Source organism: Nostoc sp. UCD121 (assembly GCF_014222285.1).
Taxonomy (GTDB): Bacteria; Cyanobacteriota; Cyanobacteriia; order Cyanobacteriales; family Nostocaceae; genus Nostoc.
Window position 1 is genome coordinate 45,207 of sequence record NZ_JACKZS010000022.1, and the last position, 14,797, is coordinate 60,003.

The following is a 14,797-nucleotide window of genomic DNA, read 5'->3' on the forward strand; positions in this document are numbered from 1 at the left end:
AGCCCTACTCAGGCAAAATCCGATTGAGATACTGTAAAATCACCACCACAATCAGCACACTCAAGGGGAATCCTAGCCAGAAAGTATTGGTAATAATTGGCGGTTGATCTAATGCCCATCCGCCCAAGGGATGACCAATAAAAGATCCAATCGCCCAACACACAGCATTGACTGAGAAATAAACGCCACGTTGATTTTCCGGGGCTAACTCAGTCACTAAAGAGGCGGCAGATGGAGTATAAGAAACAATTGCAACTGCAAACACCCCCAACGCCAATGCTACCCAAGCTAAATTATAAGATGGGGCAGTACCGCTTACCCAAATGAGTCCAAAACCAACTCCCCAAAGAATGGCGGAAACGGTTAGTGCCAGTGTGTGAGAACAACGTTTTAGGAAAGTGGTGACAGGCAACTGAAAAATGATAGCTAGTACCAGATGCCAAGTAAATAGAACGCTAATGGTAGTTTGAGCAAATCCTTCAGTAGTGCTTTTGATAACAAAGTTTTTGAAGTAAAGCGGCAGGGTGCTGTGGATTTGAGAAATATAGATTGTAAAGAATATATTAACTGCTATGTAGACCAGGAAACGGCGATCGCTTAATACTGCCATCCAAGAAGTAATATATTCTTTCCTTTCCAATTCCTTTATCTGCTGTTGTTCGGTTTTACTAATTCCCACATAGACAACCCCAAAAAACATCAGAAAAGAGATGGCATCAACGACAAATAGCCATCGATAACTCCCGATTATCGAGATCAAAAACCCAGCAAGCATAATTCCGATCGCTAACCCAAGATTATCAGCCAGTCGTGCGATCGCAAAAGTTTCGCGGCGATTGTCAATCTGGCTAGCGTCAGCCACAACAGCTTCAGCCGCCGGCCAATAGAAACCTATCCCTAAACCGCTAATCAAGCTACCAATTACCAAAATAGTAAAATCATTGGTTGCAGCTAAAACCAGAGAAGCAATTGCTGAAATCGCCGTCGCTAGCAACAAAGTGCGGCGGCGGCCCCAGTGTTCAGAATCAGCCAAAGAACCACCTACAATCCTCCCCACAATGCCGGAAATCGAGGCGCTACCCAAGGCTACCCCAACACTGGTTGCAGATAAACCAACTTCATTCACAAAAAAGATGGGGGCGTAAAACAGGGTACAGCCAGTTCCAACTTCCGAGAGAAATCTACCTATTGCAAAAATCCAGACTTGAGGATGTATTGAGGGCAGCCACGATGATAGCTGAGATTGAGAAGCTAATTTCATGAGTTTAGATGTCATAGTTTGCTGACATTTTTGTAATTCTTATCATTGGCTGCTATTTTTCTCACTCATTCCACAGGGTTTCCACAGGGATTTTAGCAGTTTTCCACAGGTTCACTACGAACTAATGGGCTTCTTACCCTCTGACTGGGGATTGTTAATTAACAGTGGCAAAGAACTTCAAGGACTGAGTTTTTATAAAGTAAAGTAACGAAAAATAGGCTCTAATGCTTATTCTTTCGTTCGTATTTATTTTTTATACATTCATTTTTAACATTTCGCAGCATTGACAAACCCACCCCCTCTTGGCGCACAATGATTCGGCTTGCTTTTGTAATTCCTTCAACCGTTGGCATCAAATGTGTAAAATATATTACCTGAGATGTAGACGTAGATTGTCGGGATGACAAAAGAGTGGTGAGGTAGTTCGGTCTTCTCCCAAAGGGAGAGGCTAGCGCCAAGGGGGTTTCCCCCATGAGAAACTACCGAACCCGTAAGGGTGAGGAAGCCATAAGCCGCTTCACCGCAAGCAACTTGTCCCTCTTGATTATCCTCATAGGAGGAAAATCTCATGAAATCAACGGTTAGCATCTTTACAGAAATTCCCGAGACACTCCACGAATCCTTAAAAAACTACTTAGAAACCCATCCTGATTGGGATGAAAATAGGGTATTGACGGCGGCACTATCATTGTTTTTACTCCAAAATGGAGATAGCGATCGCCGGGCTGCCCGAGTCTATCTGGAAACTTTATTCCACCACTCCTCAGTAGAAACGCCCAGTATCGATTCACCCGCAACAGCTAATCTATTAGATACCCCATAGGTACGGGCGTTATCCTCGCTCATACTCTAATGTGGGCACGGCAAACCGTGCCCCATAAATGGGATTTGACCCAATAGCGATTAAGCATATCGGGGCAATATTACAATAAAAAAGAGCAGTAGATTCTGCTCTATAACTTTCTCAAAACTATACGCAGCAAGGGCAATTAATGAATTGCTCCTACTGCGTGTACGTATTTTTACATTAGTCTCAACTTAGAGACTGGGCAAGAAAAAACAAGGAGCTTAAGCCCCTTGTTCTGGCAGGTAAAGTCCCGTGTAGATGGGGTTTCTAAGCCAATACGGTTCAATTAGCGCCAAAAATCTTTCAGAACTTACGCAAGAACTCTCTGAAACTCTTATTCCTTTGTGTCCTTCTCTGACGAGACGCTGCGCGAATGCGCCCTTTGTGGTTCGTTTTCTCTTAATTTTAGGTAAGTCTTGTCCTTAACTGAACCGTATCGGTTTCTACAGCGCAGATTTCAGGTTAAATTAACAAGCTATGCGCCCCTAAAAACTTCACCTAAGCACATATCTGCCAAAATAGTCAGATCCAAAGAAATATTTTCCAGTGGACTTTCTTTACTGTCCACTGTCTTAAACGGATAAACCAATATTTCAAATAACTGTCTGGTCAGTATTTGAGCAATATCTATGTATGTTTAATTGTCTAAATTTGTCTTTTACTAAAGCTAAAAAAATTCACTAATCACTCCCCCAAAAGTCAACAGTCAAGAGTTAAAAAACTCTAGACTATAGACTCAGGACTTGGCTTCCAAATGTTGGGGATGAGCAGGAGATTCAAACTTATACCCTACGCCACGTACAGTTTGAATTAATGCTGGCTGACTAGCATCAATTTCAATCTTCTTGCGAATTTGGCCAATATGTACATCTACAACCCGTTGGTCGCCGACATATTCATAGTCCCACACCTCTTGGATGAGTTCTGCCCGTCGCCAAACTCGACCTGGATGACTTGCTAAAAAATGCAACAAGTCAAATTCCAGAGCAGTTAAGGGTACTGCTTGGTTATTAAGTGCTACCTCCCGTCGCACCGGATCAATCATCAGTTTTTCAAATACCAAGCGTTTCTGCTCGGCAGTAGTTATCACTCGCTGCCGTCTCAAAATCGCTCCGACTCTGACTTCTAGCTCTCCCAACCCAAAAGGCTTGGTGAGATAGTCGTCAGCACCTTTGGCAAAGCCGCGAATTTTGTCAGCTTCGTCAGCACGGCTAGTCAACATCAAAACAAAAACACCATTACGACTTTGCATCTCTTGGCAAAGGTTAAACCCCGTTACATCTGGTAGATTCACGTCTAGAATCACCAAATCAGGGTTAAATTGCTCAAATAGAGCTAAGGCTGTCTTTCCGTCTTCGGCAGCCTCCACCTGATAGTTCTGTTTAATCAAAAAGCGTTGGATTAAATTCCGAACCGCAGGATCGTCGTCAACTACAAGAATCTTGGCAGGAGCCATGACCATTACTTTGCACAAAAATTCGTAAGATTAACAAAAGGGTTGCGTAAAAACGCAGTTACCACTTTGGGACTAACTAAGAATCTACATGGCTAGGGTATAGGAATCCCGATCATTCACAAATAAATACTGTAATCAGAAATGTGGGCGATGAAAACGCGAAACTTCTGTTAGCCACAGTAGATAGGCGCTCTGACTTTAGCCGTAATAGTTCTAGTTAGATGGCAACTTAAAACGTTTCAATTTTAAATCGATATGTGGATATATACCACAAGCGATTATTCAGTATAATTAAAAAAAATCTATTAAGGCTCAGTAATTTTCCCAAATTGGAAGCAATAAAGTTGATTTTTTCATAAAAACTCTGGATTTTAGGTACTCTCCGTTCAAATTCTAGATTAAAGCCAGAATTAAGCAACGACATGAGGGTATACACGGAGTTATAGCGATATGTTAAAGTGACTATAGTTGAAATTACAAAGTCAATCAAACTAACCCGTGCTACTATCCTGGTAGGGCATAAAATAGGTCGAGACTTTAGTTTCGATTAAAACAAAACCTAAAGCTGTTTTTATTCGACAAAAGACTGCCGCTGACTGAGGCTGAAGTAACAAACTCCCATGAGCGATCAAAATCCCTACGAAAAACTTGGGGTATCAGAAGAGGCTAGCTTCGATGAAATTCAGGATGCTCGTAATCGCCTATTCGAGCAACATAGTGGCGATGCCAAGCATTTAGAAGTAATTGAAGCGGCTTACGATGCGATTTTAATGGATCGCTTACGGATGCGCCAGGAAGGTAAAATTAAAGTTCCTGAGCGCATCCGGTTTCCAGAGTTGCGAGTGCAATCACCTCCTAAAGAAAGTCCAACGCCTCGTGAGCAGTCACCTGCATGGCTGCAACGAATGTTGGATCAGCCAACACCTGCGGATATACTTTTACCAGGAGCTTGGTTTCTTGGTTTGAGTTCTATCAGCTTGTTTTACCCAGAGGGAGGCGAGCAGATTTTGCAGTTAGCATTGGTGGTTGGGGTAGGCACCAGTATTTACTTTCTCAATCGCAAGGAAGGTAAATTTGGCCGAGCAGTTTTGTTTACCCTGATAAGTTTAATCATTGGCTTAATCGCTGGGGGACTAGTTGCTAGCTGGCTCTTACCACAAATATCATCATTCACCAATCTGGGAACGAATCAGTTCTCTACTGTAGTAACGTTTATATTGTTGTGGTTGGTTAGTAGTTTTCTACGGTAAACCACTAGCTGTAAGCAAATTTCCATAAAGAATACATGGCTTATGTGTGTTCTTCTCAAATATACAGAGTTAGGAGTCAGAATATGTATTCTGACTCCTGCTTTAATTTGTAGGATTAATTCAATCTGTTAGAGCTACAGAGAGAGGCTTTCTAGACAAGGTATTTGGGTTTTAAGACTAAATCTACAGCAGTGCTGAAATCTTTAACGATTAAATCGGGGTGGTAAAGTTCCAATTGGGTGCGATCGCGAATACCACATTCCACAGCCATCACCTTGATATCATAATTTTTAGCTGCGGTGATGTCGGCTTCCGTATCTCCCACCATCCAGGTATCGGCAGCCGGAGGTAGTTCTTTTAATGACCTAGCCATTAACAAGGGCTTATCTTCAATATCACGAGTTTTAACGTAGTCATTACTCAAGCAATAACAACGATTTTCTGGGAAAAATCTCCCTAAATCGTATTTTTTAAAGGCATAATCTAGTTCTCGAACTCGGCGCATGGTCATAACTGCCAAATCAATTCCCGCTTCTTGAATTTTTAACAATGCATCCACAGCACCAGGCGCGAGAGTGTCATAGTTGAAATAAGCTTCTGTATGCACAGTTTGTCGCCGTAACTGGGCGAATTCTTGGGCTTGGGCTTCGTCTAATCCAGAATTTAAGGCGATTTGTTTTTCGGGAACGCGCGATCGCTTTAACTGCCAAAATTCCGCTTTCGGAAGTTCTTGCACTACTTGATCTGGGCGACGAGTTTTCTCTAAGCAGAATTGATAAACACGGTAGTACCGTTCGGAAACATCAATAATTGGGCCGTCGAAGTCAGTAATCAGTCTTAGCATCGGCGGAAAAAGTTAATTTTTATTAAAATTATCTCAGATGTATGGCTATTTTTTGAGGGTATCAAGTCTGGCTGAATTTCAATTGATATTTTGTACTCAGGCATCATTGCAAAGTACCACGTTTGATTTGTTCGCTTTCAATGGCTTCAAATAAGGCGCGAAAGTTACCTTCGCCAAAACCTTGAGCTTGGAAACGGCGCTCAATAAACTCAAAGAAAAATGTCGGCTGTTCAAATATTGGCTGGGTGAAAATTTGCAGTAGTAGGGGTGCAGTTTGTTGTGTCCCTACGGGAGTATATTCTTGCCAGTCCACCAGAATTTCCTGTTGAGCGATCGCTTCTAGTTCTAGAGGTGATAGCGTGAGTCCTGAACGCTGTTTTAGCTGTGAATAGTAGGTTTGGGGAACTGAGAGCAAAGGTAAACCACTGGCACGAAATTTAGCGATCGCACTCACCAGATTAGTTGTCCGTAAGGCAATATGTTGAATACCTGGCCCCCGATTGACATCAAGAAACTCCTGAATTTGAGAATTTCTAGAAGCCGGTTCATTAATTGGCAATTGGACGCTACCGTTACGCGAAACCATCACCTGGCTGTGTAAAGCAGAGCGATTGGTTTTAATTTTAAATGCTTGCTGGGGTTGAAAATCTAGAATTTTTTCGTACCAAGCCACAGCACGATCCAATTCACCAACCGCCACGTTTAGCACGATGTGATCGATGGCGGTAAAAGTGTTGTCATTTGTGTTATTTACAGATGACGACGGACAAATGACCAATGACCTTTCTATTAATGTATGAGTCAGTCCACCCCAGGCGGCAATTTTGCCACACTTGAGAAAAGCCCTACCTACCTCGCGTTCTTGGATGGGTTGTAGGATTGTAGCACCATGTTTTTGAGCTTGTGCGATCGCAGCTTCTACATCTTCCACAGCAAAAGCGACATCTGCTACACCGGGTGGATATTTACGCAAGAACTCCGCGACTGGACTTGTAGGTAACAGTGGTGAAGATAGAAAAAAGCAAACAGCACCACTTTTCACCACTTCTGTACAAGTGTGAAACGAACTGCTGCGATCGGCTACTGATTGAAAACCAAGATGGTGTACAAACCAATCCCGCCAAATTTTGGCATCTTCTACATAGAAATGAACGTGATCAATTTTCATAGATATTGAAAATCCAGCATAACAGCTTATATATCTGTGAATTTTGCCTCTTTTGCTAGATTTTCATGTCCTTCCTAAGCAGGAATTATTTAGGCGAACTCCCACTCTAAAAGAACAGATGACTATCAGGTTGAATATTAATTTCCATTGGTACAGCTTGCGGTTCGGCAGAAAGGGCAAAGAAAATAGCATTGGCAGCAGTTTCAGGACTGAGCATTTTTTTCCGGTCTACTTTTAGGTTGACATTATCCCAGAAAGGAGAATCTACCCCACCAAAGTAGAATAGCGTGAACTTGATACCAAAACGCTTGAGTTCCTCTGCCATGCACTTGCTAAAACCCACAACACCAAATTTAGAAGCAGAATAAGCTGCTGCCATCCCCATCGAATGCTTGCCGAGAATTCCTACCACATTACAGATGTGACCAGACTTGCGCTTTTGCATCTCTTCAGCAGCCGCCTGGGTAGTATAAAAGCTGCCTTTTAAGTTGACATCTAGCATCTTGTCTAAATCAGCAGGTTCCAGGCTGTTGTAAGGCTTGAGTATACCTATACCGGCTGCATTCACTAAAATATCGATTTGACCAAACTTAGCGATGGTCTTTTCTATCAAAATATCTACTTGTTGGGGGTCAGTAATATCGGTGGGAACGGTCAAAACTTCCCCTGGTAAATCAGTAGCCAGTGTTGTTAAACGAGCTGCGTCCCTCGCAGCCAATACCAACCTGACTCCGGTGGGCGCAAGTTTATGTGTTAAAGCTGAACCAATACCACCAGTAGCACCGACAATAACGACAACTTTATCCTGCATTGCAATATTTATATTTCTTTACATCTGTTTACATAATACTGAATTACAGGCTTAGGTTGTACGTAAACATCCAGAAAGCATCTACTCGCGCAATAGTGCTGTCACCTCATATTCCTTGCCACTCGCTTTTAATGTAAATGTGGGAGACGATTCTAGATATTTAGTAAAATTGGAACCTAACTTTAATTTTTTAATAATTGAATTAGGAGATTCTCCGGTTATTTTCCGGATCTCTGTACCTAGCTTAGACACAGATAACTTAGTTTGGGGAGAATTTATATGTATATCTTGAATAAGTTTAAATAGTAATTTATCTAATATTTCTCGATTAGAAATTTCCGTAAATTCTTCTTGTTTCTCTTGGTCTTTAATAGATTCAGCAAATGAGTTATCTACAACAGATATTGGCTTCTCTTTTTCTGGCTGATTTAAATTATGTTTAATATTTATCTCGCATCTTTCTTGAAATGAAGTTGCAACATCCACTAAGCTGTTTAATTTAGCATTCATTGATTCCTCTTCAGTTTTAATTAAATCTTGAATTGGATCAATCACTTTTTCAAAAGATGGAACTTCTGTTGCCATTGACAAAGAATAATAAGTTATTTTGCCAGTATTCCGGTTGTCTATATGCAAATTTTGCCCTTGTCTACGTACCCAATAGACAATTAATCCTTGATTTTGGAGTTCGTTACAAAGATGGTTTAAAATTCCATCGCTAGAACAGACTAATATTTCTTTAACTGTTGGATAAGAGCGTAAAATAGAAGCACCGAATGCGATCATTTTTGTATCAGCACTATTTTTACCTTCAGGCACATGGACAAGTTGATAGCCACGGTTATATAGTTCAATATCTTGCTTCCCAATATTGGGATTTTTCCAGTTAGCAAATGCAATTTTAACTTGAAGACGAGATTTACAAATACTGGCTAAAAATAATTCTGAATTAATATCTAATTTTAAGTTTTCTGCATCCAAAAGTAGAAGAGAGATTCCTGTTTCTAACTTATGTCTAATTTCATTTTCTTGCTGAATTCTTAAGATCAATTGGCTGAACACAGCAGATTCTAAGCAATCAGGCGATAATATAGTTTGCAGCAGTTCTTCAGCTAATATAAAATTAAAAGAGCCAAGACCTTGCTCTATGATTTTTTCTTCTGGTAGGTTTTTTACTAAAGACAATTCTGACGCATCAGCCATAGATACTTTAGTATGTCCATTGCTGTTAGCAAGCAAGTCCATTTCCAGGGAACAAGGTAAGGCAGGCTCAAAGAATTGTTTGCCACAATTTTTGCAGAGGTAATTCTGCTGGTCATTGCTACGACCATTTTTATAATATGAAGTAGATTCGCACAGAGGACATTTCATCTTGTGATTCAGGTGGTCTAGGCAGATAGTTTTCTTTAAGTATATAGTATAAAAAGAGACTGTCAATATCAGTCTGCATTGCCCAACACAAGAAGAACTTAAAGGAAGTAAAAATTAAATTCAACTTTAATTTCCGCCTACACTATGTCATAGCCCTCTAAATAGTTAGATTTTAAGAAACGCTTCAATTAACGCGGGCGAAAACGTATTCACGGGTGCGAGAATCTACGGGGTTAGTAAAAATTTTATTTGTAGTACCAAATTCAATCATTTGAGTAATACGATTTTCATTACTATGAAAGAAAGCCGTAAAATCAGATAGGCGAGTAACTTGCTGCATATTGTGAGTAACGATCACAATTGTTAACTCAGAGCGCAATTTATGGATCAAATGCTCAATTTTCATGCTACCAGCAGGATCAAGACCTGAACAAGGCTCATCCATCAACAAAACATTTGGTTTGACTGCTAAAGCCCGAGCAATACATAATCTTTGTTGTTGACCACCAGAAAGTTCTAAAGCAGACTTGTGCAACTTATTTTTCACTTCATCCCAAAGTTCCGCAGCTTTGATTGCAGATTCAACAATCCCATCTAATTCTACTTTCGGATGCCATCCAATTAATTTCACTCCATAAGCAACATTATCGTAAACGCTCATAGGAAAAAGATTTGGCTTGGGAAAAACCATACTAACTTGGCGACGTAAGCGATTGATATTGACCCGACGCTCATAAATACTCTGACCAAAAAATTCTACTTTTCCTTCAACCTTCACTTCTCCTTCTAATTCGCTCATGCGATTTAAGGATTTAATAAATGTAGATTTGCCACAACCGCTAGAACCAATAATTGCCGTGATTTGGTTTTGGTAAATATCCATTGACACGCCTTCAACTATCTTTTGAGTGTCGTAAGAGAAGCTGAAGTTTTTGACTCTGATGGCTGGAATTAGTTTACTCATATTGCCAAAACGTGTAAAACAAAACTTAACTAAGTAAAACAGTACAAATCCGCACAGCTGTTTCACTATGTTACTCCTAAAAGGAGATATACATGGGAATTACGTAGTTATGCTGTAGTCATCCAGCAGATAAACTGTTAGTAAGTATTTATATTAAAACTGTGTTCCAAAATTATCTTTTATAGACTTATCTCAATATCACATAAGCTAACGCGCCTACATATTGCAATATTTTCTGTGTAGACCGTCATTAGTCATTAGTCATTTGTGTTTACCAAGGACAAAGGACAACCTCACCAGTTGATATGCAATCTTATTTGCGTAACAGCTTACCCTTCATGTATAGTGAGGAGTTAGTTTATTTATCAAGATAAATTAGTAACTTTTTTAAACTACATTTTATGAGTATCTTCTAGCGCGAGATAGTTCGACAAAAATCAATAAGTCACGCTAGAACATACCTTAACCGAAACGCCCTGAAATGTAGTCGCGGGTGCGAGGGTCTAGTGGATTATTAAAGATTTGCTCTGTAGCGCCAAATTCAATCATTTGACCAATGCGACTTTCGTCGGTGCTAAAGAAAGCCGTAAAATCAGAAACGCGGGCGGCTTGCTGCATATTGTGGGTAACGATCGCAATTGTCAACTCAGACTGTAAGCTATGAAGGAGTTCCTCAACTTTCATGGTGGCAATGGGGTCAAGAGCGGAGCAAGGCTCATCCATCAGCAGAACTTTCGGCTTGACTGCTAAAGCGCGGGCAATACATAATCTTTGTTGCTGACCACCAGAAAGCCCTAAAGCTGATTTATCGAGCTTATCTTTGACTTCATCCCAAAGAGCAGCGCTTTTAAGGGCAGATTCAACAATTTCATCTAATTCTAATTTTGAATTCCTACCTGCTATTCTCATACCGTAGGCAATATTCTCGTAAATGCTTATCGGAAAAGGATTCGGTTTTTGAAACACCATACCAATTTGGCGGCGTAATCGGTTGATGTTGACACGAGGATCGTAAATATTCTGACCAAAAAATTCTACATGTCCTTCAACTTTCACAGGCCCTTCTAATTCGCTAATGCGATTAAGAATTTTGATGAAGGTAGATTTACCACAACCACTAGGGCCAATAATTGCGGTTACTTGTTTTTGATAAATATCTATTGATACCTTTTCAATTGCTTTTGTTGTGCCATAGTAAAAGCTAATATTTTTAACTTTGATAGCTGGAATTAGGTTACTCATGCTTGATTAAGGTGCGAAATAAAAAATATAAAAACAGAATTCAGGAGTCAGAATTAAGACGAAATTATATAACAGTAGCAGGAGACAATTAAATATGTTTTAACTTTCTACTACTATTCAATAGTCTTAAATTAGTAGCCAATCGGAATCATCTACTAATTAATTCTTACCTCTGACTTCTGAATTCTGTATTCTGCTCATTTTATTCTTCTCTGCCTAATAACTAAGCGAGAAATAATGCTGACACATAAAATTAAGCCGAGTAAAACTATAGAAGTAGTCCATACCAATTGGCTTTTTTCTGGGTCGGGGTCGTTGTAGAGGTTAAAAATCAATACTGGTAAAGAAGCTGTTGGACTTAACAATCCTTCTGACCAATCTAGACTAAATAAAGCGGTAAAAATTAAGGGTGCTGTTTCACCAGCAGCGCGAGCTACAGCTAATAAAATGCCTGTAGTAATTCCGGGGATTGCAGTAGTGACGACAATGCGAAAAGTAGTTTGGAAGCGAGTTCCACCTAAAGCAGCAGAGGCGAGGCGTTGAGATGCAGGAATCAGTTTTAAGGATTCTTCTGTTGTCAGTATAATCACAGGTAGCATAATCACGGCTAAGGCAAAACCACCTGCGATCGCACTAAATCCTTTAGTTACTAAAACTATTACACCATAAGCGAATACACCTACAACGATTGAAGGCACCCCTGTAAGAATGCTGGTGATAAAACGAACAAGACTAGCAATTGTGTTACTTTGTCCAAATTCTGCCAAGAAAATTCCTGTCATAATCCCTGTGGGAATACTTAAAATAGCACCAATTATCACCATGATTATGGTTCCCAGGATGGCATTGCCAAAGCCATTATCAATCACTGCTTTGACAAACATTTCTGATTTGAGTCCAGATATTCCCCGGATGAAAATTTCCCACAAAATTGATAATAAAGGAATGAGTGCTAGACCTGTAAAACCAAAGGCGATCGCATTCATTGAGTATGTAAATATTAACCGCTCTGTTGGAAGAGGACTGCATAATTCTGCTACCAAAGATTCATCCGTTTCTGACTGGATGTAACCACTCATAATTTTTACAAATTTTGATTGATAAACGTCTTGCTACATTGATAAGAAAGTATCATTTGTTTTTCCTACCAACCCACTTCACCAATAGTACAGCGCCAATATTTACAGCTAGAGTCAACCCAAACAAAATCAATCCCAAATAGCTTAAAGCACCTATATGCAATCCCGGTTCAGCTTCAGCAAATTCATTAGCTAATACAGAGGGAATTGTATAAGCTGGATCGAGTAAAGAAGCGCTGATTTGAGCAGAGTTACCAATTACCATAGTGACGGCCATTGTTTCACCCAAAGCACGTCCTAAAGCAAGCATGGCTGCACTCACAATTCCAGAAAATCCCGATGGTAGCAAGACTCGAAAAATTGTTTCCCAACGAGTGCCACCTAAAGCCATAGATGCACTACGTAATTCTTTAGGGATAGCCATTAAGACATCACGACTAATTGCTGCCATTGTGGGCAAAATCATGATGGCTAGAATAACTCCAGCAGTCAACATATTAGTACCAGAAGGATCTTCTGTATTAAACAGTGGTATCCATTTAAAAGTGCTGGCTAGCCACTTTTGTAGAGGTTCTAGAACTGGAATAAAGACAAAAATCGCCCATAAACCAATAATTACGCTAGGAATTGCTGCAATTAATTCCACAACAAATGCTAGGATGGTTCGCACCGATGTAGGTAAGAAATTTTCACTCGTGACTAAGGCTACTGCCATTCCCACCGGGACAGCAAATAAAATAGCGATCGCACTACTTACCAGAGTTCCATAAATATAGGGTAATGCACCGAAAATCTGATTACCTGTATCCCAATCTTTTCCCCACAAAAACCCCAGTCCAAACTGCTTAATGGCTGGTAGAGCTTCTGAGAAAATTACCCAACTCATCAAAAATAGTACTGCAACAGTAATCACGGCAAAAAAGTATACTAGCCGTGTAAAACCTTGGTCAAACCAGAAATTTGCACCACTGACACCTGTTAGATTGAAACTTTCATCGCCTAGATTTGAATCATCTGATGAATTTGCCATTATAAATCAATAAAATAGATTTTTGATTACTACTAGAACGAGTAATTAACTTACTCTAGTAGGAGAGAAATTTATTAAGATAATCCCCTATTCTCTCTTTTTAAGCGAGAACATTAAAATCTCCCTTTTTAAGTGGGTTGGGGAATATTGTCTACATAATTCCTAAAGTTGTGTAGGTTGGGTTGAGGAACGAAACCCAACATTTTAATAGCTTTGTTGGGTTGCACTTTGCTTCACCCAACCTACAATTTTTATTAACCCAAACGTATTGCTTTTTAAGTGGGTTGGGGGATGTTTTCTACGTCAGTCCTAAAGATTGCAAATTAAGGTTTGACAGAGCTATTAACTGTTTGAAGCACTCGATTTGCTACATCAGATGGAATTTTGGTGTAGTTGAGGTCATCGTTATACTGTTGACCGTCCTTCAATACCCAATTAATCCATTTCTTAACTGCATCAGCTTTAGCAGCATTAGCATACTGTTTGTAAACCATCATCCAAGTAAGACCAACAATGGGATAACCTTGTCCTGGATCTCCTACAAAAACACGGTAGTTATCTGGAAAAGTAACAGTTGCTAAAGCCGCATTTGCAGATTGTAAAGAAGGAGCAACAAATTCTCCTTTCTTATTTTGTACCAGTGCTGATTTGAGGTTGTTTTGGACAGCGTAGCTATATTCTACATAACCGATAGAACCAGGAGTCCGAGCTACTATAGCAGCTACGCCTGGATTCCCTTTGCCTTTGAGGACATTTGGCAAATTCCATTTTGGAGCAGTGTTAGCTCCAACTCTGCCTTTAAAATAGCCACTGATGGCACTCAAGTGATTCGTAAAAATGAAAGTTGTACCGCTACCATCGGCACGAACAGCAAATTTAATTGTTTGATTTGGTAGATTAGCGCCTGGATTATCAGCTTTAATTTTCGCGTCATCCCATTTGGTAATTTGACCTGAATAAATTGCTGGTAGTGTAGCGCGGGACAATTTGAGAGCGTTAACACCCGGAAGATTGTAAACAACAGAAACAGCACCGCCGGCTGTGGGTACTAAGATTGCACCGTTCTTGACTTTAGCAATTTCATCATCTTTCATTGCAGCATCACTACCACCAAAGTCAACGGTTCCAGCGATGACTTGACGAATACCGCCGCCACTACCAATTGCTTGATAGTTAATTTTCAAATCTGGATATTTCTTCTTTACTTCACGAGCATACCGTTCGTAAAGCGGAGCCGGAAAAGTTGCTCCTGCACCATTGAGAGTTTCAGCTTGTGCGATCGCACCAAAAAATGGACTAAGTGCAACAGAAGTTGTCACCAATGAAGTAGCAACGACACGATTCAAGGTGGTGGTCGAAAAAATCATATTACCTCTGATTAAAGGAATATCTTCCTGCTGTAATTCCAGCCTTAATCAAGGTACATTTGTTATGGTTAAACTTTCTTTAACAATTGATAAATAAAAAATTAAGA

13 protein-coding genes and 1 pseudogene are annotated in these 14,797 nt (G+C 40.1%); 2 read left to right on the forward strand and 12 right to left on the reverse strand.

Annotated elements, in window-relative coordinates; translation table 11 throughout:
* Nucleotides 1-4 precede the first annotated feature (4 nt).
* Both GNF10_RS07485 and GNF10_RS07490 read right to left on the reverse strand, forming a co-directional pair.
* A complete protein-coding gene (locus GNF10_RS07485) occupies nucleotides 5-1,276 on the reverse strand; it encodes an MFS transporter (protein WP_185585987.1) in 1,272 nt (423 codons plus the stop codon).
* 324 nt (nucleotides 1,277-1,600) lie between these two features.
* The gene (locus tag GNF10_RS07490; protein WP_179074261.1) at nucleotides 1,601-1,831 is read right to left on the reverse strand and encodes a hypothetical protein; all 231 of its coding nucleotides are present in this window, start codon (nucleotides 1,829-1,831) and stop codon (nucleotides 1,601-1,603) included.
* Between GNF10_RS07490 and GNF10_RS07495 the strand changes: the two are divergent.
* Nucleotides 1,830-2,021 (forward strand): annotated as a pseudogene (locus GNF10_RS07495) (DUF2811 domain-containing protein); the annotation flags it as partial. The gene GNF10_RS07490 and the pseudogene GNF10_RS07495 overlap by 2 nt on opposite strands.
* Before the next feature lie 823 nt (nucleotides 2,022-2,844).
* On the opposite strand, the gene GNF10_RS07500 reads toward GNF10_RS07495, so the two are convergent.
* Nucleotides 2,845-3,564 (reverse strand): response regulator transcription factor, encoded by a 720-nt coding sequence (locus GNF10_RS07500; protein WP_041565535.1) that lies wholly within the window; start codon nucleotides 3,562-3,564, stop codon nucleotides 2,845-2,847.
* 620 nt (nucleotides 3,565-4,184) lie between these two features.
* On the opposite strand from GNF10_RS07500, the gene GNF10_RS07505 reads away from it, so the two are divergent.
* Entirely contained in the window at nucleotides 4,185-4,814 is a 630-nt protein-coding gene (locus GNF10_RS07505; RefSeq protein WP_114081822.1) for a CPP1-like family protein, read from the forward strand.
* A 151-nt stretch (nucleotides 4,815-4,965) separates the two neighbouring features.
* On the opposite strand, the gene GNF10_RS07510 is transcribed toward GNF10_RS07505, so the two are convergent.
* From GNF10_RS07510 to pstS, 9 genes are all read right to left on the reverse strand, one after another.
* Nucleotides 4,966-5,658, reverse strand: coding sequence for an HAD family hydrolase (locus GNF10_RS07510; RefSeq protein WP_185585988.1), 693 nt, complete (start codon nucleotides 5,656-5,658; stop codon nucleotides 4,966-4,968).
* 103 nt (nucleotides 5,659-5,761) lie between these two features.
* Nucleotides 5,762-6,826 (reverse strand): 4-hydroxyphenylpyruvate dioxygenase, encoded by a 1,065-nt coding sequence (gene hppD, locus GNF10_RS07515; RefSeq protein WP_185585989.1) that lies wholly within the window; start codon nucleotides 6,824-6,826, stop codon nucleotides 5,762-5,764.
* A 106-nt stretch (nucleotides 6,827-6,932) separates the two neighbouring features.
* Nucleotides 6,933-7,637 carry an SDR family oxidoreductase gene (locus GNF10_RS07520; RefSeq protein ID WP_185585990.1) on the reverse strand — a complete coding sequence of 235 codons (705 nt, stop codon included), beginning with the start codon at nucleotides 7,635-7,637 and terminating at the stop codon, nucleotides 6,933-6,935.
* Between the two features lie 81 nt (nucleotides 7,638-7,718).
* Entirely contained in the window at nucleotides 7,719-9,008 is a 1,290-nt protein-coding gene (locus GNF10_RS07525) for an NYN domain-containing protein (protein ID WP_185592136.1), read from the reverse strand.
* 184 nt (nucleotides 9,009-9,192) lie between these two features.
* Nucleotides 9,193-9,972, reverse strand: coding sequence for a phosphate ABC transporter ATP-binding protein (locus GNF10_RS07530; protein ID WP_185581866.1), 780 nt, complete (start codon nucleotides 9,970-9,972; stop codon nucleotides 9,193-9,195).
* 462 nt (nucleotides 9,973-10,434) lie between these two features.
* Nucleotides 10,435-11,214: a phosphate ABC transporter ATP-binding protein PstB gene (gene pstB, locus GNF10_RS07535; protein WP_185581865.1), complete on the reverse strand. Its 780-nt coding sequence runs from the start codon at nucleotides 11,212-11,214 to the stop codon at nucleotides 10,435-10,437.
* Nucleotides 11,215-11,411: 197 nt separating this feature from the next.
* Entirely contained in the window at nucleotides 11,412-12,293 is an 882-nt protein-coding gene (gene pstA, locus GNF10_RS07540) for a phosphate ABC transporter permease PstA (protein WP_179074256.1), read from the reverse strand.
* A gap of 52 nt (nucleotides 12,294-12,345) precedes the next feature.
* Nucleotides 12,346-13,323, reverse strand: coding sequence for a phosphate ABC transporter permease subunit PstC (gene pstC, locus GNF10_RS07545; protein WP_185581935.1), 978 nt, complete (start codon nucleotides 13,321-13,323; stop codon nucleotides 12,346-12,348).
* Between the two features lie 323 nt (nucleotides 13,324-13,646).
* The gene (pstS, locus tag GNF10_RS07550; protein WP_185581936.1) at nucleotides 13,647-14,690 is read right to left on the reverse strand and encodes a phosphate ABC transporter substrate-binding protein PstS; all 1,044 of its coding nucleotides are present in this window, start codon (nucleotides 14,688-14,690) and stop codon (nucleotides 13,647-13,649) included.
* Nucleotides 14,691-14,797 lie beyond the last annotated feature (107 nt).